Raw genomic sequence first — 20,214 nt, forward strand, 5'->3', positions numbered from 1 at the left:
GCTGATGGGCTCATCCTGAAGTGAGTCCGATCATGAAACCGCGAATCACCTCCGCGTTTCCCCGACGTGCCATATTGTCTTCGTTTGCAGCATTTGGATTGCTGCTTTCTGCCTGTGGTCAAAAGGCGGCCGAACCCGTTGCCGAAACGGCTCCGGTGGCAACTGTGGAAGCGCCAGCGCCTGCGCCGAAGCCGGTTCTGGGTGATTTTGGTTTCGATGCAACCGGCATGGATCGCAGCGTCAAGCCCGGCGACGATTTCTTCGATTACGTCAACGGAACCTGGGTCAAGAATACCGAGATCCCTGCTGATCGATCGAGCTACAGCAGCTTCACGACTTTGAGCGAGCAGGCGCAAAAGGATACGAGGAAGATTCTCGAAGCCGCCGCCAGCGATGCGTCGGCTGAAGGTGAAAGCAGGAAAATCGGCGACTACTACACGGCGTTCATGGATGAGGCCGGTATCGAGGCCAAGGGTATCAAGCCGATTCAGGCCGAGCTCGATGCGATCGCCGGATTGAAAGACAAGAAGGCCTTGTCGGCTGCCTTCGGCGCCTCGTTGCGGGCCGACGTTGATCTGCTCAATGCCACGGATCGCTACACCGATCGCCTGTTCGGAGTGTGGATCAGCGCGAATCTCAAGAAGCCGGAAGAATACGTACCGTATTTCGTCCAGGGCGGTCTCGGTATGCCGGATCGGGATTTCTATCTCGAAGACGGGCGCATGGCCGATCTGCGCAAACAATACGAAGCTCATGTCGCCAAAGTCTTCGACCTGGCCGGGATTGTCGATGGCAAGGCCAAGGCAGCGAAGATCCTTGAGCTGGAAACCGCGATTGCCAAGGCGCACGCAACGGCGCTTGAAACCGATGATGTGGAAAAAGGTGCGAACACCTGGATGCAGAAGGATTTCAGCAGCAAGGCTCCCGGGATCGACTGGACGGAGTTCTTCGAAGCTGCCGGATTGGCTGAGCAGCAGGAATACATCGTCTGGCAGCCGAAGGCAGTCAGCGGCATCGCCGCCCTGGTCGGCAAGCGTTCACTGGCCGACTGGAAGGACTATCTGACTTTCCATGTCATCGAACGCGAATCGCCGTACCTGCCGAAGGCTTTCGTCGATGAGCATTTCGCCTTCAACAACAAGGCGATTTCAGGAACGCCCGAGCAGCGCGATCGCTGGAAGCGTGCGGTTGATGAAGTAGACGCAGCCCTCGGTGAGGCAGTCGGCAAGATCTATGTGAAGGACCATTTTTCGGCTGAGACCAAGGCCCGCGCCAATGAGATGGTGGCCAACCTGATCACCGCCTTCGGCAAGCGCATCGATGAGGCCGAGTGGATGTCGCCGGAAACCAAGGTGCGGGCCAAGGCCAAGCTGGCCGGTATGAAGGTGGGTATGGGCTACCCGGACAAGTGGCGTGATTATTCGGCCCTTGAGGTCCGCCGCGATGATGCGCTCGGCAATGCCGAACGCGCCGAGTTGTTTGAATACCAGCGCAACCTGGCCAAGCTCGGTCAGCCGATTGATCGTGGCGAGTGGTTCATGCTGCCGCAGACGGTCAACGCGCTGAACATTCCGCTGGAGAACCGGCTGACCTTCCCGGCAGCTATCCTGCAGGCGCCGTTCTTCGATGGCGCGGCCGATGATGCGATCAACTATGGCGGCATCGGTGGCGTAATCGGCCACGAGATCAGCCATAGTTTCGACAACAACGGTGCCTTGTTCGATGAAACCGGCAAACTCGAAAACTGGTGGACCAAGGAAGACTTCGCCCGTTTCGAAGCCGCTGGTGCAGCCCTCGCCGCGCAGTACGACCAGTACAAGCCGTTTCCGGATCTTTCAGTCAACGGCAAACTGACCCTCGCCGAGAACATCGCCGATGTGGCCGGGCTGGCCACCGCGTATGACGCCTACAAGCTCGCCCATGCGAATGAACCAGCCGAAACACTCGATGGATTCACCCCCGATCAACGCTTGTTTCTTGGTTGGGGGCAGGTCTGGCGCAGCAAATTCCGCGAGCAAGCCCTGCGCAATGGGTTGCTGACCAATGGTCACGCACCAGGCCACTATCGCGCGCAAACCGTGCGCAATATCGATGCCTGGTATCCGGCCTTCAATGTCGAGGCAGGGCAGGCGCTCTACCTCGCCCCGGATGCGCGGGTGAAGGTCTGGTAGTCGCTTCACACTGACAGAGGGCCGCGACGAAGCGGCCCTCGTCAGTAGGGGTTCCATTTGGTCCAGCCACGCATCCACGGACTGGGATCCGGGGCAAGCTCCTGGCCGTGGGTTCCATTATCGATTTCTCGCCGATTGCCTGGCAGAAAATCGTCGAGCGGTTCGACTATGCGTTTTGCAGGAGCAGGCACAGTCTTTGGGCCAGCATTTGCGCGCCCTGAAGTACATGGGTGGCGAGGTCAGGCAGCCGGGCAGGTTTGGCGCTATCCTTGATTGTCACTTGCAAACCTGAAATTGGGAGACAGCCATGGCAACCGGTTGGGCTGGCGATGGCGCCGTCCAGGATCAAATCGACGCCACAATCAAGGATGGCATCAAACGCGCGCGCACCCAGCTCCGCCAAGGGCCGGGTTTGAAGCACTGCGAGGAATGCGAAGTCAAGATTCCGGAGGCCCGGCGCAAGGCCGTGCCGGGCGTTCGCCTGTGCGTGAAATGCCAGGAGGCGAACGATCGCGATCAACGCGCGGCGTCCAGCTACAATCGCCGCGGCAGCAAGGACAGCCAACTGCGCTAGTTGGCATCTTCAACGTCTTGCGCAAGGCAGTGATGAATGAGCGCGGCCCTCCTTGATCAACCTTGTCTCAAGGTTTGGCGTGGCATCATTACGATGATCAAGAATATCGGAGCACATCATGTCTACTTTGTATCCCGTCTCTGATTCATTCGCCGCTTCGGCGCGAATCGACAAATCCGCCTATCGGCGACTGTACGCGGAATCGATTGCCGACCCCGACGCGTTCTGGGCGCGGATCGGCAAGCGCCTCGACTGGATAAGACCTTTCAGCAAGGTCAGCGATGTGTCCTTCGATGTCGAAGACCTGCATATCCGCTGGTATGAAGATGGTTTGCTGAACGTCGCCGCCAATTGCCTCGATCGCCATCTTGAGAAGCGCGGCGACAAGACCGCGATCATCTGGGAGGGCGACGATCCCGCGCAATCGCGCAGGATCAGTTATCGCGAATTGCATGCCGAGGTCTGCAAGGCGGCCAACATGCTCGATCACCTCGGTGTGCGCAAAGGGGATCGTGTGGCGATCTACATGCCGATGATTCCCGAGGTCGCCGTGGCCATGCTCGCATGTACGCGCATCGGTGCCGTGCACACCATCGTGTTTGGCGGATTCTCTCCGGATTCACTGGCCAGTCGCATCGCCGACTGTCAATGCAAGCTGGTTATCACCGCCGATGAAGGCGTACGTGGCGGCAAGTCCATTGCGTTGAAGGCAAACGTCGATACGGCGCTTGAGCGAGCAGATACGAACAGCGTCGAAACCGTGCTTGTGGTGCGTCGAACCGGTGGTTCAATCGACATGCAGGTGCCGCGCGATCGTTGGTGGCATGCCTTGATGGAAGGCCAGTCAGAACAGCACGAGCCGGTGGCCTGCGAAGCCGAGCATCCCTTGTTCATTCTCTACACCTCCGGTTCGACCGGTGCGCCAAAGGGTGTATTGCATACGACAGCCGGCTACCTGGTTTACATCAGCTACACTCACGAATGCGTGTTCGATCTACACGAGGATGATGTTTACTGGTGTACGGCCGATGTCGGCTGGGTGACCGGACACAGCTATCTGGTCTACGGGCCGCTGGCCAATGGTGCGACCACGCTGATGTTCGAGGGTGTGCCGAATTATCCCGACAGTTCGCGCTTCTGGCAGGTTATCGACAAGCACAAGGTCAGTATTTTCTACACCGCACCCACGGCGATCCGTGCCTTGATGCGCGAAGGCGAGGAGCCAGTCAGAAAAACCTCACGGGCGAGTCTGCGTGTGCTCGGATCCGTCGGTGAACCGATCAATCCGGAAGCCTGGGAGTGGTATTACCGTGTGGTCGGCGACAGCCGCTGCCCGATCGTCGATACCTGGTGGCAAACCGAGACCGGCGGCATTCTGATCTCGCCCTTGCCAGGGGCAACTGATCTGAAACCCGGATCAGCGACCTTGCCATTTTTCGGCATCAAACCGGCCATCGTCGATGCCAATGGCAAGGTTCTCGAAGGTGCGGCGGAAGGAAACCTGATTCTGACCGGATCGTGGCCCGGACAAATGCGCTCGATCTACGGCGATCACGAACGCTTCATCAACACCTATTTCCGCACCTACCCCGGAAGCTATTTCACCGGCGACGGCGCGCGCCGCGATGAAGATGGATATTACTGGATTACCGGACGCGTGGATGACGTTATCAATGTATCCGGTCATCGCCTTGGTACTGCCGAAGTTGAAAGTGCCCTCGTTGCGCATCCTTCGGTGGCCGAGGCGGCGGTAGTCGGCTGTCCCCACGACATCAAGGGCCAGGGCATTTACGCCTACGTCACACTGATCGCCGATATCGCTCCAAGCGACGAGTTGCGCAAGGAACTCATCACCTGGGTTCGCAAGGAGATCGGTCCAATTGCCACTCCCGACCATCTGCAATGGGCGCCAGGTCTGCCCAAGACCCGATCAGGCAAGATCATGCGGCGCATCCTGCGCAAGATTGCCGAAAATGCGCCTGAGCAATTGGGTGATACCTCGACCCTGGCCGATCCCTCGGTGGTCAGCAACCTGGTCGATGAGCGCCTGATTCGCGATTAGGATTGATTGGCACTTGTTCAGTGCCGAACCCAAGCTCTCGTCACCCCTGCGGCATTCAACAGCCGAATGGCTGGTCAGGCAGGGGTCCAGTGAACCTCCATTCCATCGTCGCCCCTGCGCAGGCAGGGGTCCAGTGACTTTGTTTTTGATTTCTACGCCGCTTCGCGGCGCGGTATCCCTGCCGGCTTTCACTCGCCTCCCGGCGAGCGAGTGTCTTCTCTTTGCGTGGCCAAAGAGAAGGCACCAAGAGAAAGGCCACCCCACACTCGCGCCCTACGCACAGTCCCTGTGCTCCGGGTGCGCGAGGCTGCTCCGGGGTTCGCCGACAGTCCATCCCTGGACTGGCGTCGAACTGGCCCACATCGTGTGGGCCATCCTTCGGACATTCCCTCCGCAGCCTCGCCGCGATCGAGGGGGCCCCGTTGAGCGCGCATCGTGCGCGCCAAAGCGAGGAGCAAAGCCAAGCGCAAAGCCAAGAGCAAAGCCAAGCGCAAAGCCAAGAGCAAAGCCAAGAGCAAAGCCAAGAGCAAAGCCAAGAGCAAAGCCAAAGCACGAACTCGCGGGATATCGCTTCGTCTTGGCTGCGCAGGATGCGCAGTGACCGGGCCCCCTATGTAGCGGCGGAGTGGCGTAGGAAAGGCCCGCAGGGTGGCTCGCAGGGACGCGAGCCAGTTGGCTGCCAGTCCAAGGATGGACTGTCAGCCAACCCCCGTAGCCGCTTCGCGAAGTCGGAGGGCAGAAGCCCGGAGACCGCTATATCGGGGTGGCCTTCTCTTTGGTTACTCTTCTCTTGGCCACTCAAGAGAAAGTAACTCGCTCGCCTGAGGCGATTGAAAAAAGGCAGGGATGCCGCGCCGCGAAGCGGCGTAATGATTGATCAAGAGAACAGACACCGGACCCGGTCTCAGCCCAGCCGGTCCTGAGCTTGTCGAGGGACCGAAATAACGAGCGTCAAGCAATCGCCATCCCGGTCAGGGTCCGGGAACGAACCATCCATGACGCTTGAATCCCACCGCACCCGGCACCATTTTCTGCCCATCGGCGGCTGAGCCGCCCCCGCTTTCAAAGGTGCCCATCCATGCGTATGGATAAATTGACTTCGCGCTTCCAGCAGGCTCTGGCCGATGCACAGAGCCTTGCTGTCGGCCGTGATCACAACATGCTCGAACCGGTGCATGTTCTCGTTGCCTTGCTCGATCAGCAGGGCGGTTCGACTCAGCCGATGCTGGCCCAGGCCGGTATCAATGTCGCTGCCTTGCGCACGCGTCTTGGCCAGATTGTTGATGGTTTGCCGAAGGTCGCCGGGCAGGAAGGCAATATCGGCGTTGGCAACGACCTTAACCGACTGCTCAACTTGACCGACAAGCTTGCCCAGAAGCGCGGCGACCAATTCATTGCCAGCGAGTTGTTCGTCCTCGCCGCGCTGGAAGACAAGGGCGCGGTCGGCGCGGCGCTGAAAGCCACTGGCGGCAATGCAGCGGCACTTGAAGCGGCAATCGAAGCGATGCGCGGTGGTGAGAAGGTTGATGACGCCAATGCCGAAGAGAATCGCCAGGCGCTGGAAAAATACTGCATTGACCTGACCGCGCGGGCCGGCTCGGGAAAGCTCGACCCGGTGATCGGCCGCGATGAGGAAATCCGTCGCGTGATCCAGGTATTGCAGCGGCGCACCAAGAACAACCCTGTGCTGATCGGTGAGCCTGGCGTCGGCAAGACCGCCATTGTCGAGGGCCTGGCCCAGCGCATCATCCATGACGAAGTCCCGGAAGGTTTGCGCGGCAAGCGTGTGCTCTCTCTGGACATGGGCGCACTGATCGCCGGGGCCAAATTTCGTGGCGAATTCGAGGAGCGCCTGAAAGGCGTACTCAACGATCTGGCCAAGCAGGATGGCCAGGTGATCCTGTTCATCGATGAGTTGCACACGGTGGTCGGCGCCGGCAAGGGCGAAGGCTCGATGGATGCCGGCAACATGCTCAAGCCGGCTCTCGCACGCGGTGAACTGCATTGTGTCGGCGCGACTACGCTCGACGAATACCGCAAGTACATCGAAAAGGATGCAGCCCTTGAGCGGCGTTTTCAGAAAGTGTTTGTTGGCGAACCGAATGTCGAGGACACGATTGCGATTCTGCGCGGACTCAAGGAGCGCTACGCCGTCCATCATGGCGTCGAAATTACCGATCCGGCAATCGTTGCCGCGGCGACGCTTTCGCATCGTTACATCCCCGATCGCCAGTTGCCGGACAAGGCCATCGACCTGATGGACGAGGCCGCTTCGCGGATCCGCATGGAGATCGACTCGAAACCCGAGGAGCTCGATCGCAAGGAGCGTCGCCTGATCCAGCTCAAGATCCAGCGCGAGGCGCTGAAAAAGGAGAAGGACGCCGAATCAAAGCAGCGCCTGGCCGATCTCAAGGCCGAGATTGAGCTGCTTGAGCGCGAGTTCTCCGATCTGGAGGAAATCTGGAAAGCCAAGAAAGCCGCCGTCACTGGCACGACAAAGATCAAGGAGGCTATCGAGCAGGCGCGCCAGGACATGGATGCGGCGATGCGCCAGCAGGATTTCGCCAAGGTTTCCGAGATTCAGTACGGACGTATTCCGCAACTTGAAAAGCAGCTCGCCGTCGCTCAGGAGACCGAACAGCAGGGTTTCCAGTTGCTGCAGGACAAGGTGACGGCCGAGGAAATCGCCGAAGTCGTCGCGCGCTGGACCGGCATTCCGGTCTCGAAGATGCTCGAAGGCGAGCGCGACAAATTGTTGCGCATGGAAGATTCATTGCACGAGCGCGTCGTTGGCCAGGATGAGGCGGTTACCGCCGTCGCTGATGCGATTCGTCGCTCGCGTGCCGGATTGTCCGATCCCAATCGACCGAACGGCTCGTTCCTGTTCCTCGGGCCGACCGGCGTCGGCAAGACCGAGCTGTGCAAGGCCCTGGCCGAATTTCTCTTCGACTCGACCGATGCGATGGTACGTATCGACATGAGCGAGTTCATGGAAAAGCATTCGGTCAGCCGCCTGATCGGCGCGCCACCGGGCTATGTCGGCTATGAAGAGGGCGGCTACCTGACTGAAGCGGTACGCAGGCGTCCGTACAGCGTGATCCTGCTCGATGAAATCGAGAAGGCGCATGCGGATGTGTTCAATATCCTGCTACAGGTTCTCGACGACGGTCGTTTGACCGACGGCCAGGGACGCACGGTCGATTTCCGCAACACCGTGATCGTGATGACCTCGAATCTCGGATCACAATTCATCCAGGAGTTGAGCGATGACACCGAGGAGCAATACACGCAGATGAAGGCCTCGGTAATGGGCGTCGTGCAGGCGCACTTTCGTCCCGAGTTCATCAACCGCCTCGACGAAATTGTCGTGTTCCGCTCACTCGACAAATCACAGATCCAGAAGATCGCGCGCATCCAGACCGAGTACCTGTCCAGGCGCCTCGCCGAGCGCCAGCTCAAACTGGAAATCACCGACAAGGCTATCGCCCTGCTCGGCAATGTCGGATTCGATCCGGTTTACGGCGCGCGACCGCTGAAACGGGCGATCCAGCAGCAACTCGAGAACCCGTTGGCCAGGCAGATCCTCGAAGGTCGCTTCCCGGCTGGCGATACGGTCAAGGTCGATGCCGAAGGGGGCCAGCTGGTGTTTGCGAACAGCTGACCCCTGCGTGCCGGCAAGTCCGAGTCAGGGCTTGCCGTCGGCTTTTTTGTCTTCGCTCAATCGATCGCTCCAGTAGCCGGCATTGCGGATACCCAGCGCCTTCGGATCGAACACCGGCCTGGTATTGCCGGCATTGCGCTGCCGCTCGTAGTCGCGCAATGCGGCCAGCGCCGGTTTCTGCAGGATCAGGATTGCAACGATATTGAGCCAGGCCATCAGGCCCACGCCGATGTCGCCGAGCTGCCAGGCAGCGCCGGCGGTGTTGAGCGTGCCGATCGCGACCATGCCCAGGATGCCGACGCGCAGCACAAGTACCAGCCATGGTCGGTGGATCTTGCGGTTGATGTACTTGATGTTGGTTTCGGCCATGTAGTAGTAGGCGATGATGGTCGTGAAGACAAAGAACAACAGCGCCAATGCGACAAACCCCTGGCCAAATCCCGGCAACACCGACTCGACGGCCGCTTGCGTGTAGCCAGGACCCACCTCCATTCCGGGGAGGTTATTGACCAGCGCGTCATCGGCCTCGTTGTACACGCTGTACATGCCGGTCGAGAGGATCATGAAGGCGGTCGCCGAGCACACCAGCATGGTGTCGATGTAGACCGAGAATGCTTGCACATAGCCTTGCTTGGCTGGATGCGTGACTTCGGCTGCGGCCGCGGCGTGCGGCGCGGTGCCCTGACCGGCTTCATTGGAATAGACGCCGCGCTTGACGCCTTGCTCGACGGCCATGCCGAGCATGGCTCCAAGTCCGGCCTGCAAGCCAAAGGCGCTCTTGAAGATGAGCGCAATGACCTCGGGAACCTGGTCGATATTCAGAACCATGATCAGCAGCGCGATCAAGATGTAGGCGATCGCCATGAACGGCACGACGAACTCGGCAAACCGGGCAATGCGCTTGACCCCGCCGAAGATGATGAAACCAATCCCGGCGACGAGACAGGTGGCGGTGATCCACGGCTCAATGCCCCACGCCGTATTCATCGCCGAACCGATGCTGTTGGCCTGCACACCAGGCAGCAAGAAGCCGGCTGCAACGATCGTCGCCGCCGCAAACACCCATGCATACCACTTCATGCCGAGGCCTTTCTCGATGTAGTAGGCCGGGCCGCCGCGATAATGGCCGCGTTCGTCTTTCTCCTTGTAGATCTGCGCCAGAGTCGATTCGACAAAGGCGGTCGATGCGCCGAGAAAAGCGACGGTCCACATCCAGAACACCGCGCCGGGCCCGCCGAAGGCGATGGCCGAAGCCACGCCGGCAATATTGCCGGCCCCAACGCGTCCTGACAGCGACATGGTCAAGGCCTGGAATGAAGACACGCCGGCCGCCGATTTTTCGCCGCTGAACATGCAGCGCAACATCTCGGGTATCGAGCGCACTTGCATGAACCGCGTGCGGATCGAGAAGTACAATCCGGCGCCCAGACAGAGGACGACCAAGGCCCGGCTCCACACCAGGTCATTGATCACGCTGATGATTTCATTCATTCGAAGGTTCCTGATTGCGGCCCGCTGCAGTCTGCAGAACGGGCGTGAATAGTCACCGAAGCGGTGGTGCCCAGGCGAATTTCGACGTGCCGGTCATTAGGCGATTCCGGCACAAGACGCCGAGAATATCGGTCTCGTCGCCCGATGTCTTGTCGGCATTGTCGACAGGAATGGTATTGAACTGTCGTCATGCGGCACCATGTCGACGCCCAATCGCTACTGATCTTGTGGATTTTCGACATGCCGATCTACGAATTTGAGTGTCCCAGTTGTGCTCACCGTTTTGAACGCCTGCAAAAGGTGGCCGACGCCGATCCGACCGATTGCCCGGAATGCAACAAGCCTGGCGTACGCCGCAGGCTGACTGCTCCGGCTTTCCGTCTGTCCGGTTCGGGTTGGTACGAAACCGATTTCAAGAAAGACGGTGACAAGAAACGCAACCTGGCGAGTTCGGAATCGGCGCCTGCGCCGAGCGCCGAGGGTTCCGCAGCGGCCAAGTCCGGCACGCCGAAGACGGAAGCGACAAAATCTGAATCAAAACCAAGCACTCCGGCGAGCTCCTGAAGTAGAAGGGAGACGTTCAGGATTTATCTGACTACACTGCAGGCGTCATTCAGACATTGGAGAAGACGCATGCTGAGCAAGTTGATTGCTGTAGGGGTCGCCGTTTTCGGTTCGGCCATGATGATGGCGCCAGCCCACGCAGATCCGCAGCGCGGATACGACGGTCGCAATGATCGTGTCGAGTGCACGAGCAATGACTACCGTTACACCCGGTGTGGGGTTAACTGGCGTAACGCGGATCTGATCCGTCAGACCTCGCAGTCGCGGTGCATTGAAGGTCGCACCTGGGGCGTTGATCGCCGAGGACTGTGGGTTGATCGCGGTTGTGGTGGCATCTTTGTCGAGCGCGGCCGCGGTGGTCATCATGGTGGCTGGCGTCCGGGTCCCGATTGGGATCGCTCAATTCGCTTCACCTGCGAAAGTCACGACTATCGCTATCGCTTCTGCCAAGTCGATACCGGTCGTGGTGGTGACGTGAGAATCGAACGTCAGATCTCGAATACGGCATGCATCCAGGGTCGTACCTGGGGCCACAACCGTGCGGGTGTCTGGGTCAGCGGAGGTTGTGCTGCGGTATTCCGGGTGGATCGCCGCTGGCGCTGATTGATCGCGCGCAAGCTGTTGTCAACGTCGACGCCCACCGCAAGGTGGGCGTTTTTATTGCCAGGGATGGCATGTACGCCTGCGACGCAGGACGACTGCATGGATGCAGGAGGTAGAGCAACGCAGGAGCAGTTGCCGAGCAGTTGCAGGTGTTGCGCTGGCATGGTCGCCTGGGCCACAACAGCAGTTGCAAACATTGCGGTGCAGCATGATCAGCTATAGCATTCCGCGCCTTTCCCGGGAGCTTTTCATGCGCAGTCATTATTGCGGCCTCGTTGACGAGGCGCAGATCGATCACTCCGTCAGCCTGTGCGGCTGGGTCGATACCGTGCGCCTGCAGAGCCATGTTGCCTTCATCGACCTGCGCGACCATGAGGGCATCGTGCAAATCGTCGTCGAGCGTGAGTCAGCCGATGCGTTCAAGCAAGCGGGCGGGCTCGGCTACGAGTATTGCCTGCGCGTTTCGGGCAAGGTGCGTCGTCGCATTGCCGCCAATGACAAGTTGCGCAGCGGCCAGGTTGAAGTGCTGGCCGAATCAATCGAAATCCTGAACAAGGCCGAGGGGCTGCCATTTGCCCTGCATGAGAATCCGGCCGAGGAAATCCGCCTCAAATATCGCTATCTCGATCTGCGCACTGCCGACATGCAGCGCAAGATGCGACTACGCACACGTCTGGTTTCAGCCCTGCGTCACTATCTCGATGGCCGTGGTTTTCAGGATATCGAGACGCCGATCCTGACCAAGGCAACGCCGGAAGGCGCGCGTGATTACCTGGTGCCGAGCCGCGTGCATGCCGGTGAGTTCTACGCCTTGCCGCAGTCGCCGCAATTGTTCAAGCAGTTGCTGATGGTGGCTGGTTTCGATCGCTACTATCAAATTGCCCGCTGTTTCCGCGACGAGGATCTGCGTGCCGACCGCCAGCCCGAATTCACCCAGCTCGATATGGAGTTCGCCTTTGTCGGCGAAAGTGACGTGCAGGATGCCGTCGAGGCGATGATTCGGCATGTGTTCAAGGAGGTTTCCGATGTCGATCTCGGTGGCCCGTTCCCGCGCATGAGTTATGCCGAAGCGATGACCCGCTATGGGTCGGACAAGCCGGATCTGCGCATTGCGCTGGAACTGGTCGATGTTGCCGAGCACGTGCGTCATGTCGAATTCAAGGTATTCAGCGGCCCGGCCAATGATCCGGCCGGACGGGTTGCCGCACTGCGTGCGCCGGGTGGCGCGGCTTTCACGCGCAAGCAGATCGATGAGTTGGGTGCCTACGCCGCCAAATTCGGTGCCAGGGGTCTGGCCTGGCTCAGGGTTGACGATCTGGCCAAGGGCCGTGAAGGCATCAATTCGCCAGTGGCGAAGTTCCTCGATGATGCGGCGCTTGAAGGTGTGCTCAAGGCAACCGCGGCGCAAACCGGTGATCTGATCCTGTTTGGTGCGGGCCCCTGGAAAACGGTTTCCGATTTTCTCGGCGCATTGCGTATCAAGGTTGCTCGCGATCTCGGCCTTGTCGAGAATGCCTGGAAGCCGCTCTGGGTTGTCGACTTTCCGATGTTCGAATTCGATGCCGAAGCGAATCGATACGTCGCCCTGCATCATCCATTCACAGCGCCGAAGATCGATGATGTCGCCGATCTCAAGTCGAATGCCGCGATTGCGGTGTCGCGCGGTTATGACATGGTTCTCAACGGCAATGAAATCGGCGGCGGCTCGATTCGTATCCATCGTCCCGACATGCAGAGTGCCGTATTCGAGCTGCTCGGCATTGGTGCCGAGGAGGCCGAGGCCAAGTTCGGCTTTCTGCTCGAAGCCTTGCGCTTCGGTGCGCCTCCGCATGGTGGCATTGCCTTCGGCATTGATCGCATTGCCGCGCTGATGGCCGGCACCGACTCGATTCGTGATGTCATCGCCTTCCCGAAAACGACCAGTGCGCAAGACCTGATGACCGAGGCGCCGTCGGTGATCGCCGCCAACCAACTCGCCGATCTGCATGTCGCGGTGATCAAGCCGAGCGCCGGATAAGCGGCGAGCAATCAGCGCAGCCATCCGTAGAAAACGATGCAAATCCCGACCCGCGACCATGTCATCGTGCTGCACGGCATCTGGATGCGTGGCATTGCCATGTTGCCGCTGGCACGGCGCTTGCGCGCGGCGGGCTTTACCGTTGACACGCCGGACTATCCCAGCGTGGTCGGCAGCTGGTCCGATTCCGCATCGCGTCTTGCCGAGCATTGGCGCGGGCATGCCGGACGCAAGGTGCATGTTGTCGGCCATAGCCTGGGCGGCATGCTTGCGTTGCATGTGGCGGCCAAGCATGAGGATCTTCCGGATGGTCGCATCGTCTGCCTGGGTTCGCCGCTCAAAGGCAGCTCCGCGGCCGGCCGCATGCGTGGCTTGCCCGGTGGTCACTGGCTGATGGGGCAGAGTGCCGAGATACTGCGCGCAGGTCTCGACCCCTGGCGTGGCCAGCGAGCGGTCGGTGTTGTCGCTGGCAGCACACCCATCGGGCTAGGCAGCGTGCTCGGCGTGCTCAAATCACCGCATGACGGCACGGTCAGCGTGGATGAGACCCGTCTCGAAGGCATTACGGAACATCGTGTCGTCTCATTTACCCATTCCGGGCTTGCGTTCTCCGGCGATGTTGCGGAAATGACGGCGTGTTTTCTGCGGGATGGTCATTTTCCCGACGAGGCGGCGCCGTGATTCGTATTCTCGGTATCGATCCGGGCAGTCAGCGCACCGGAATCGGCATCATCGATGTCGCTGAGGACGGCCGTTCGCAGCACGTGTTTCATGCCGCCATCAATGTGCTCGGCAACGAAACCTTCCATCAGCGCCTCAAGCAGATCTTCGATGAGATTTCTGCAATCATCGATACGCATGCGCCGATGGAAGCGGCCATCGAGCGCGTATTCATGGCGCGCAATCCCGATTCGGCGCTCAAGCTTGGCCAGGCCCGCGGTGCGGCAATCTGTGCCGTGGTCAACAAGAATCTGACTCTGGCCGAGTATGCTGCCAAGGAGGTCAAGCAGGCTGTGGTTGGCGGTGGCGGTGCGGACAAGGCTCAGGTCCAGCACATGGTCGGCGTCCTGCTCAATATCCCGGGTAAACTGCAGGCTGATGCGGCTGATGCGTTGGCGATCGCGCTGACGCACGCGCACACCCGATCCAGTGTCGAGCGTCTCGGCATTCCACGTACCGCCTGGAGGCGTCGTCGATGATTGGTCGTTTGCAGGGGATTCTCGTTTCGAAACAACCGCCGTGGCTGCTCGTCGATGTCGGCGGTGTCGGCTATGAGCTCGAAGCGCCGATGTCGACGTTCTACGATCTGCCCGCAGCGGGTCAGGCGGTCACCTTGTGCACGCACTACGCGGTCAAGGAGGATTCGGTTGCCTTGTATGGATTCCTGCTTGAATCCGAGCGCACGCTGTTTCGCGCCGTGCAGAAGGTCAGCGGTATCGGCGCGAAGATCGCACTGGCAATTCTTTCCGGCGTGTCAGCCGATGACTTCGCGCGCTTCGTGCAGAGCGGCGATATCGCTGCATTGACGCGCATACCCGGCATTGGCAAGAAGACTGCCGAACGCATGATTGTCGAACTGCGTGATCGCGTCGATGGATTGATCGGCTCATCGCCCACTGCAGCCTTCGCCTCGACAGCCAAGGATCCGGTCAGCGAAGCCAGTGTCGCCTTGCAGTCGCTGGGCTACAAGCCAAACGAAGTGGCCCGTCTGATCAAGGATGCCAGTGCTCCCGATGACACGGCCGAGGACATTATTCGCAAGGCTCTGAGGGCGGCGTTGCGATGACTGGACGGGGTACGCCGGCGAGCGGACCTGGCGCAGGGGTTCGTCGCACTGACAAGGTCCGAACGCTTCGGCGCGGTCACTCACACACAGACGGGATTCAGTCATGAGTCATGGTGCGCAGGACGAAAAGGCCAGCAACAAGCGCTTGCTGGCACTGTGTTTCGGCGTCATCGGCGTCGTTTATGGCGACATCGGCACGAGTCCGCTTTACGCCTTCCGCGAAGCTTTCGGGCAGCACGGAGTCACGGTTGCGCGCGAGAACGTCCTTGGTGTCCTGTCGCTGATTTTCTGGTCACTGATCACGGTAGTCTCAATCAAGTACGCCACCTTCATCCTGCGTGCCGACAACAAGGGTGAGGGTGGCGTGATGGCGTTGATGGCCCTGGCCCAGCGTGGCGTGCGCCGCGTCCGTGCGCGCTGGTTGGTGATGGTCATCGGACTGTTCGGTTCGTCGCTGTTTTTCGGCGATGCAGTTGTCACGCCGGCGATTTCCGTACTTTCCGCCGTCGAGGGCATCGAGGTGCTGGCGCCCTCACTCGAGCACTACGTCGTCCCGATCACGGTCTTGATATTGCTTGGCATTTTCGCCATCCAGAAACACGGCACGAGCAGGGTCGGGCCGCTGTTCGCGCCGATTACCCTGATCTGGTTCCTGACTCTCGGTACACTTGGCATTTTCGGCATCCTGCATGAACCCAGCGTGCTGCAGGCATTGATCCCGCACCATGCGATCATGTTTTTCGTGCACAACGGCAAGCTTGGCATCTTCGCAATGGGTGCCGTGGTGCTCTCGATCACCGGTGCCGAAGCGCTCTACTCGGACATGGGTCATTTCGGCAAGCGGCCGATCCGCCTGGTCTGGTTTTTCCTCGTTCTGCCCTGTCTGATGCTCAACTACCTTGGCCAGGGGGCCCTGGTCCTGTCCGATCCGAGTACGGCGGTAAATCCGTTCTACAAGCTGGTTCCGGCGGCGCTTCTGATTCCGATGATCATCCTGGCCACGATGGCGACCATCGTCGCTTCCCAGGCCGTGATCTCGGGTACGTTTTCGATGGCGCGCCAGGCCGTGCAACTGGGCTACCTGCCGCGCATGCAAATCCTGCATACATCCAAGGAGCAGATCGGACAGATCTACCTGCCCTGGGTCAACCGCATCCTGCTTGTATTGACGATCGCGGTCGTACTTGGCTTCCGCTCTTCGGAGAACCTGGTCACCGCCTACGGCCTGGCCGTGGTTGGCACCATGCTGATGAACACCTTGCTGGTGGTCATCGTGGCTCGTCGCATCTGGCACTGGCATGCGCTGCGCGTGGCTGCTGTCGGCCTGATCTTCCTCGGCGTGGATGCAGTGCTGCTGACTTCCGTTGCCGACAAGTTCATTTACGGCGGCTGGTTCTCACTGAGCCTCGGCCTGATCCTTTTCACCCTGATGATGACCTGGCGTCGAGGCCGCGAACTGGTCATGCGCGAAATCAAGCGCGCAGGCCTGGCACTGGAACCATTCATCGCCTCGATCAGCGCGCATCCGCCGCTGCGCGTCGCCGGTACGGCGGTTTTTCTCACCGCCAATCCGGAGGGCGTGCCCAATGCGTTGCTGCACAACCTCAAGCACAACAAGGTGCTGCACGAGCGCAATGTCATCCTGACCGTTGAAATTCTCGATGAGCCAGTCGTCGACGCTGAAAATCGCAAATCCGTCGCCGCGCTTGCCGATGATTTCTATCTGGTCACCTTGCGTTACGGTTTTTCGGAAACCCCGAGCATCCCGCAGGCCTTGCTCGGTGTCGCCGAGTGCGGGTTTCCGTTCGACATGATGGATACGACGTTTTTCCTCAGCCGCGAAAGCATCGTTTCCGGTGATCGCCCGGGCATGATGTTGTGGCGCGACAGGCTGTTCCAGTTCTTGTCCCGAAATGCGACATCGGCAACAGCATTCTTCCAGATTCCCGGCAACCGATTGATCGAACTCGGTACGCAGGTGGAGATATGAGTGGCGGGGAGTGGGGAACGTGGAGTCGGGAGTCGGAAAGCCATGCGGCTTGTGCTCTACTGCGTCCCTGACAACTTCGGTTTGTTGCGAGCTTTCGGGAAGGCGCAAAGCCAACGATAATGGCTCTACCCACTCCCGACTCCCTACTTCCCATTCCCGGCCCCCCCAATGACCGACCGCCTGATCGCCGCCAGCGCTGATAGCGAAGACGAGCAGATCGAAGCCAGCATCCGACCGCAGCGACTCGCCGAGTACCTCGGCCAGGAAACCGTGCGTGAACAGATGTCGATCTACATCGAGGCGGCGCGGCGGCGCGAGGGCGCGCTTGATCATGTGCTGATCTTCGGGCCACCCGGGCTCGGCAAGACGACGATGGCGCATGTCATCGCCAATGAACTCGGGGTCAATCTGCGCAGTACCTCGGGACCGGTACTCGAACGGGCTGGCGATCTTGCCGCGCTGCTGACCAATCTGCAGCCGCGTGATGTGCTTTTCGTCGACGAAATCCATCGCTTGTCGCCGGTGGTCGAGGAAGTGCTGTACCCGGCGCTCGAGGATTTCCAGATCGACATCATGATCGGCGAAGGTCCTGCGGCGCGTTCAATCAAGCTCGATCTGCCGCCGTTTACCCTGATCGGCGCGACCACGCGTGCGGGCCTGCTGACCGCACCCTTGCGTGATCGCTTCGGCATCGTCCAGCGACTCGAATTCTACTCACCGGCCGAGCTGACCCTGATTGTCCAGCGTGCAGCGAAAATCATCGGTGTCGTCTGCGATGCGGAAGGCGCCAGCGAGATCGCCCGGCGTTCGCGCGGCACGCCGCGTATTGCCAATCGACTGCTGCGGCGGGTTCGCGATTTCGCCGAGATTCGTGCCGATGGCGAAGTCACCTGTGCGGTCGCGCGCGATGCTCTGGCCATGCTCAATGTCGATGCCGAAGGCTTTGATGCGCTGGATCGACGCATGCTGCATACCATCATCGAATTTTTTGACGGCGGTCCGGTCGGCGTCGAGTCACTCGCTGCAGCCTTGAGCGAGGAGCGCGGCACCCTTGAGGATGTCATCGAGCCTTATCTGATCCAGCAGGGATTCCTGATCCGCACCGCGCGTGGACGCATGGTTACCCAGCGCACCTGGACTCATCTGGGCCTGAAAGCACCACGGAATCGCGCCAATGCACCGCTCGGCGGCCTGTTCGATGAGGAGCCGACATGATCGATTACTCGCAAGCGATCAAGCGGAACCCTGCGCGATGACGGCCCAGGATTCGCCGTTCATCTGGCCTTTGCGTGTGTTCTGGGAAGATACCGACGCTGGAGGTGTCGTCTACCACGCCAGCTACGTGCGATTTTTCGAACGTGCGCGCACCGAGTGGTTGCGCGCCAAAGGTATCAATCAGGTCAAACTGCGTGAAGAACACGGTGTCATTTTTGTTGTCCATAGCATGGATCTGCGCTTCAGCAAACCGGCGCGACTGGATGATTTGCTGCATGCCACCGTCATTGTGAACGACGTGCGCAGCGCCAGTTTCAAGGTTGAGCAATCCCTGCATCCTGAGTCCGATCCATCCATCTTGCTCGTCAGTGCCAACGTCCGCATTGCCTGTATCGATGCCGAACGCTGGAAGCCTCACTCCATGCCTGAATTCCTGCTCCAAGAGATCTCTCGCCCATGAATCATGAACTCAATGTCTTCGCCCTGATCTGGGGGGCAAGTCTGCCGGTCAAGTTTGTCCTCGTTGTCCTGATCATTTTTTCGCTGGTGTCGTGGATCATCATTTTCCGCAAGATGACGATGATCAATCGCGCCGATTCCAGCTCCAACGAATTCGAGGAGCGATTCTGGTCCGGCTCTGATCTGGCCGCGCTGTTCAAGGATGTCAATGCCAGCGGAGAACCGATCGGTGGCATGGAAGCGATCTTCGAGTCCGGATTTCGTGAGTTTGCCCGGCAACGTCAGCGCCGCAGCGTCGATTCGAGAACCCTGCTGGAAAGTGCGCAGCGCGCCATGCGCGTTTCGCAATCGCGTGAGGTCGAGCGACTTGAGCAGAATCTGGAGTTTCTCGCCAACGTCGGCTCGATCAGCCCCTATGTCGGCCTGTTTGGAACCGTGTGGGGCATCATGATCGCCTTCCAGGGCCTGGCCAACGTCAAGGAAGCAACCATTGCCATGGTCGCGCCCGGCATTTCCGAGGCCTTGATTGCCACTGCCATGGGCCTGTTCGCGGCAATCCCGGCGGTGTGGGCCTACAACCGCTTCGCCACCCGCGTCGAACGCGTCGCCCTGCGCTACGAAACATTTCTTGAGGAATTCTCCTCGATCCTGCAGCGCCAGGCGCACGTCGATGATTAGACCCGAGCGATCCGCCCATGCGTTGCATGCCGCGGATCACGTTGTCATCGCTGAAAGGATCGAGGTCGGAGTCGCCTGATGCAGCACAGTTTCCGCAATCGCAAACGCCGCCAGCTCAAGGCCGAGATCAACGTCGTGCCTTATATCGACGTGATGCTGGTCCTGCTGATCATCTTCATGGTCACCGCGCCGCTGATGAACCTCGGTGTCGATATCGAGTTGCCGAAATCCAGCGCCAGCGCGATCCAGAACGACAAGGAGCCGGTCGTCGTCAGCGTCGACAAGGATGGTGCCTTCTTCCTCACCCTCGGTGCGAGCGCGCGCGAAGCGGTTGACGAGGAAACCCTGGTCAACAAGGTTTCAGCTTTCGTGCGCCAGAATCCGCAGGTGCCGGTGATGATCGGTGGCGATGAACGTGTCGACTACGGCCGCATCTACGCGGTGATGGTGATGTTGCAGCAAGCCGGCGCGCCCAAGGTCGGGCTGATGAGCCAGCCAACCCAGCCCGACGCAAAGCGCTGACCCGCATGAAGGAGAGTCTTGCCGACAAGGCCCGCGCAGTCCTCTATTCGTTGCTGTTGCACGGAGTGCTGATTGGCCTGATTGCGCTCGGCCTGCTGTGGACGACTGCTACGCGAACGGTGGTCATGCCTGGGCCGGTCATCGAAGCCAGTCTGGTCGGACCGACCAGCGCGCCCAAGCCGGCAGCGCGCAAGTCGAGCTCGAAGCCGGAGCGGCCCAAGCCGACTCCACCAGCGCCGAAGGTTGCGGAGGAAAAGCCGAAACCCGACAGCGTGCCGCCGCCGGAACCCTTGAAACAGGATCTGATCGACCAGCAACGGATTGCCGCAATGGCCGAGCAGAAGGCCGACGAGGCAAAGAAGGAGCAGGAAGAGAAGCGTCGACGCGAGCAGATCCTGCTTGAGCAGGAAAAGCAGGAGGC

General features: G+C 60.0%; 16 protein-coding genes and 1 pseudogene. 16 read left to right on the forward strand and 1 reads right to left on the reverse strand.

The features are described 5' to 3' along the window. Positions 1–32: 32 nt before the first annotated feature. The 4 genes from VFN25_RS03900 to clpB all read left to right on the forward strand — a co-directional run bounded on the left by VFN25_RS03900 (position 33) and on the right by clpB (position 8,468). Complete coding sequence (locus VFN25_RS03900) at positions 33–2,171, forward strand: M13 family metallopeptidase (protein WP_325139028.1); 2,139 nt, start codon at positions 33–35, stop codon at positions 2,169–2,171. Between the two features lie 307 nt (positions 2,172–2,478). After that, positions 2,479–2,745, forward strand: a complete 267-nt coding sequence (locus VFN25_RS03905) for a DksA/TraR family C4-type zinc finger protein (protein ID WP_325139030.1) — start codon at positions 2,479–2,481, stop codon at positions 2,743–2,745. A 118-nt stretch (positions 2,746–2,863) separates the two neighbouring features. Beyond that, positions 2,864–4,807 carry an acetate--CoA ligase gene (acs, locus tag VFN25_RS03910; RefSeq protein ID WP_325139032.1) on the forward strand — a complete coding sequence of 648 codons (1,944 nt, stop codon included), beginning with the start codon at positions 2,864–2,866 and terminating at the stop codon, positions 4,805–4,807. Positions 4,808–5,885: 1,078 nt separating this feature from the next. Continuing rightward, on the forward strand, positions 5,886–8,468 hold the full coding sequence (clpB, locus tag VFN25_RS03915) for an ATP-dependent chaperone ClpB (protein ID WP_325139035.1): 2,583 nt from the start codon (positions 5,886–5,888) through the stop codon (positions 8,466–8,468). A gap of 24 nt (positions 8,469–8,492) precedes the next feature. On the opposite strand, the gene VFN25_RS03920 is transcribed toward clpB, so the two are convergent. After that, positions 8,493–9,959 (reverse strand): alanine/glycine:cation symporter family protein, encoded by a 1,467-nt coding sequence (locus VFN25_RS03920; protein WP_325139037.1) that lies wholly within the window; start codon positions 9,957–9,959, stop codon positions 8,493–8,495. Between the two features lie 240 nt (positions 9,960–10,199). Here VFN25_RS03920 and VFN25_RS03925 point away from each other — a divergent pair, with 240 nt between their 5' ends. The 12 genes and pseudogenes from VFN25_RS03925 to VFN25_RS03980 all read left to right on the forward strand — a co-directional run. Further along, the gene (locus tag VFN25_RS03925; protein ID WP_325139039.1) at positions 10,200–10,523 is read left to right on the forward strand and encodes a zinc ribbon domain-containing protein; all 324 of its coding nucleotides are present in this window, start codon (positions 10,200–10,202) and stop codon (positions 10,521–10,523) included. A gap of 69 nt (positions 10,524–10,592) precedes the next feature. After that, entirely contained in the window at positions 10,593–11,126 is a 534-nt protein-coding gene (locus tag VFN25_RS03930; protein ID WP_325139041.1) for a DUF3011 domain-containing protein, read from the forward strand. Between the two features lie 250 nt (positions 11,127–11,376). Continuing rightward, positions 11,377–13,143 (forward strand): aspartate--tRNA ligase, encoded by a 1,767-nt coding sequence (aspS, locus tag VFN25_RS03935; RefSeq protein ID WP_325139043.1) that lies wholly within the window; start codon positions 11,377–11,379, stop codon positions 13,141–13,143. Positions 13,144–13,179: 36 nt separating this feature from the next. Next, positions 13,180–13,824, forward strand: a complete 645-nt coding sequence (locus tag VFN25_RS03940; protein ID WP_325139044.1) for an alpha/beta hydrolase — start codon at positions 13,180–13,182, stop codon at positions 13,822–13,824. After that, the gene (ruvC, locus tag VFN25_RS03945) at positions 13,821–14,342 is read left to right on the forward strand and encodes a crossover junction endodeoxyribonuclease RuvC (RefSeq protein WP_325139046.1); all 522 of its coding nucleotides are present in this window, start codon (positions 13,821–13,823) and stop codon (positions 14,340–14,342) included. The genes VFN25_RS03940 and ruvC overlap by 4 nt, the downstream gene beginning before the upstream one ends. Next, the gene (ruvA, locus tag VFN25_RS03950; protein ID WP_325139048.1) at positions 14,339–14,929 is read left to right on the forward strand and encodes a Holliday junction branch migration protein RuvA; all 591 of its coding nucleotides are present in this window, start codon (positions 14,339–14,341) and stop codon (positions 14,927–14,929) included. Before ruvC ends, ruvA begins: the two co-directional genes overlap by 4 nt. Positions 14,930–15,032: 103 nt before the next feature. Continuing rightward, positions 15,033–16,919, forward strand: a complete 1,887-nt coding sequence (locus tag VFN25_RS03955; RefSeq protein WP_325139050.1) for a potassium transporter Kup — start codon at positions 15,033–15,035, stop codon at positions 16,917–16,919. Between the two features lie 168 nt (positions 16,920–17,087). Beyond that, positions 17,088–18,134, forward strand: a complete 1,047-nt coding sequence (gene ruvB / locus VFN25_RS03960; RefSeq protein ID WP_325139052.1) for a Holliday junction branch migration DNA helicase RuvB — start codon at positions 17,088–17,090, stop codon at positions 18,132–18,134. A 37-nt stretch (positions 18,135–18,171) separates the two neighbouring features. Beyond that, positions 18,172–18,594 carry a tol-pal system-associated acyl-CoA thioesterase gene (gene ybgC, locus VFN25_RS03965; RefSeq protein ID WP_325139054.1) on the forward strand — a complete coding sequence of 141 codons (423 nt, stop codon included), beginning with the start codon at positions 18,172–18,174 and terminating at the stop codon, positions 18,592–18,594. Beyond that, on the forward strand, positions 18,591–19,271 hold the full coding sequence (gene tolQ, locus VFN25_RS03970) for a protein TolQ (protein WP_325139056.1): 681 nt from the start codon (positions 18,591–18,593) through the stop codon (positions 19,269–19,271). Before ybgC ends, tolQ begins: the two co-directional genes overlap by 4 nt. Positions 19,272–19,349: 78 nt before the next feature. Then, the gene (gene tolR / locus VFN25_RS03975) at positions 19,350–19,793 is read left to right on the forward strand and encodes a protein TolR (protein WP_325139058.1); all 444 of its coding nucleotides are present in this window, start codon (positions 19,350–19,352) and stop codon (positions 19,791–19,793) included. A gap of 5 nt (positions 19,794–19,798) precedes the next feature. After that, a pseudogene (locus VFN25_RS03980) lies at positions 19,799–20,214 on the forward strand (hypothetical protein); the annotation flags it as partial.

Origin of the sequence: Dokdonella sp., assembly GCF_035703485.1 — a bacterium.
Classification (GTDB): Bacteria; Pseudomonadota; Gammaproteobacteria; order Xanthomonadales; family Rhodanobacteraceae; genus Dokdonella.

What these genes read in the sequence shown, in the direction of transcription:
- acs (WP_325139032.1), top strand. Translation starts at nt 2,864, where the DNA reads ATGTCTACTTTGTATCCCGTCTCTGATTCATTCGCCGCTTCGGCGCGA.
- VFN25_RS03955 (WP_325139050.1), top strand. Translation starts at nt 15,033, where the DNA reads ATGAGTCATGGTGCGCAGGACGAAAAGGCCAGCAACAAGCGCTTGCTG.
- VFN25_RS03940 (WP_325139044.1), top strand. Translation starts at nt 13,180, where the DNA reads ATGCAAATCCCGACCCGCGACCATGTCATCGTGCTGCACGGCATCTGG.
- ruvA (WP_325139048.1), top strand. Translation starts at nt 14,339, where the DNA reads ATGATTGGTCGTTTGCAGGGGATTCTCGTTTCGAAACAACCGCCGTGG.
- VFN25_RS03920 (WP_325139037.1), bottom strand. Translation starts at nt 9,959, where the DNA reads ATGAATGAAATCATCAGCGTGATCAATGACCTGGTGTGGAGCCGGGCC.
- clpB (WP_325139035.1), top strand. Translation starts at nt 5,886, where the DNA reads ATGCGTATGGATAAATTGACTTCGCGCTTCCAGCAGGCTCTGGCCGAT.
- VFN25_RS03930 (WP_325139041.1), top strand. Translation starts at nt 10,593, where the DNA reads ATGCTGAGCAAGTTGATTGCTGTAGGGGTCGCCGTTTTCGGTTCGGCC.
- ruvB (WP_325139052.1), top strand. Translation starts at nt 17,088, where the DNA reads ATGACCGACCGCCTGATCGCCGCCAGCGCTGATAGCGAAGACGAGCAG.
- aspS (WP_325139043.1), top strand. Translation starts at nt 11,377, where the DNA reads ATGCGCAGTCATTATTGCGGCCTCGTTGACGAGGCGCAGATCGATCAC.
- VFN25_RS03900 (WP_325139028.1), top strand. Translation starts at nt 33, where the DNA reads ATGAAACCGCGAATCACCTCCGCGTTTCCCCGACGTGCCATATTGTCT.
- VFN25_RS03925 (WP_325139039.1), top strand. Translation starts at nt 10,200, where the DNA reads ATGCCGATCTACGAATTTGAGTGTCCCAGTTGTGCTCACCGTTTTGAA.
- ybgC (WP_325139054.1), top strand. Translation starts at nt 18,172, where the DNA reads ATGACGGCCCAGGATTCGCCGTTCATCTGGCCTTTGCGTGTGTTCTGG.
- VFN25_RS03905 (WP_325139030.1), top strand. Translation starts at nt 2,479, where the DNA reads ATGGCAACCGGTTGGGCTGGCGATGGCGCCGTCCAGGATCAAATCGAC.
- tolR (WP_325139058.1), top strand. Translation starts at nt 19,350, where the DNA reads ATGCAGCACAGTTTCCGCAATCGCAAACGCCGCCAGCTCAAGGCCGAG.
- tolQ (WP_325139056.1), top strand. Translation starts at nt 18,591, where the DNA reads ATGAATCATGAACTCAATGTCTTCGCCCTGATCTGGGGGGCAAGTCTG.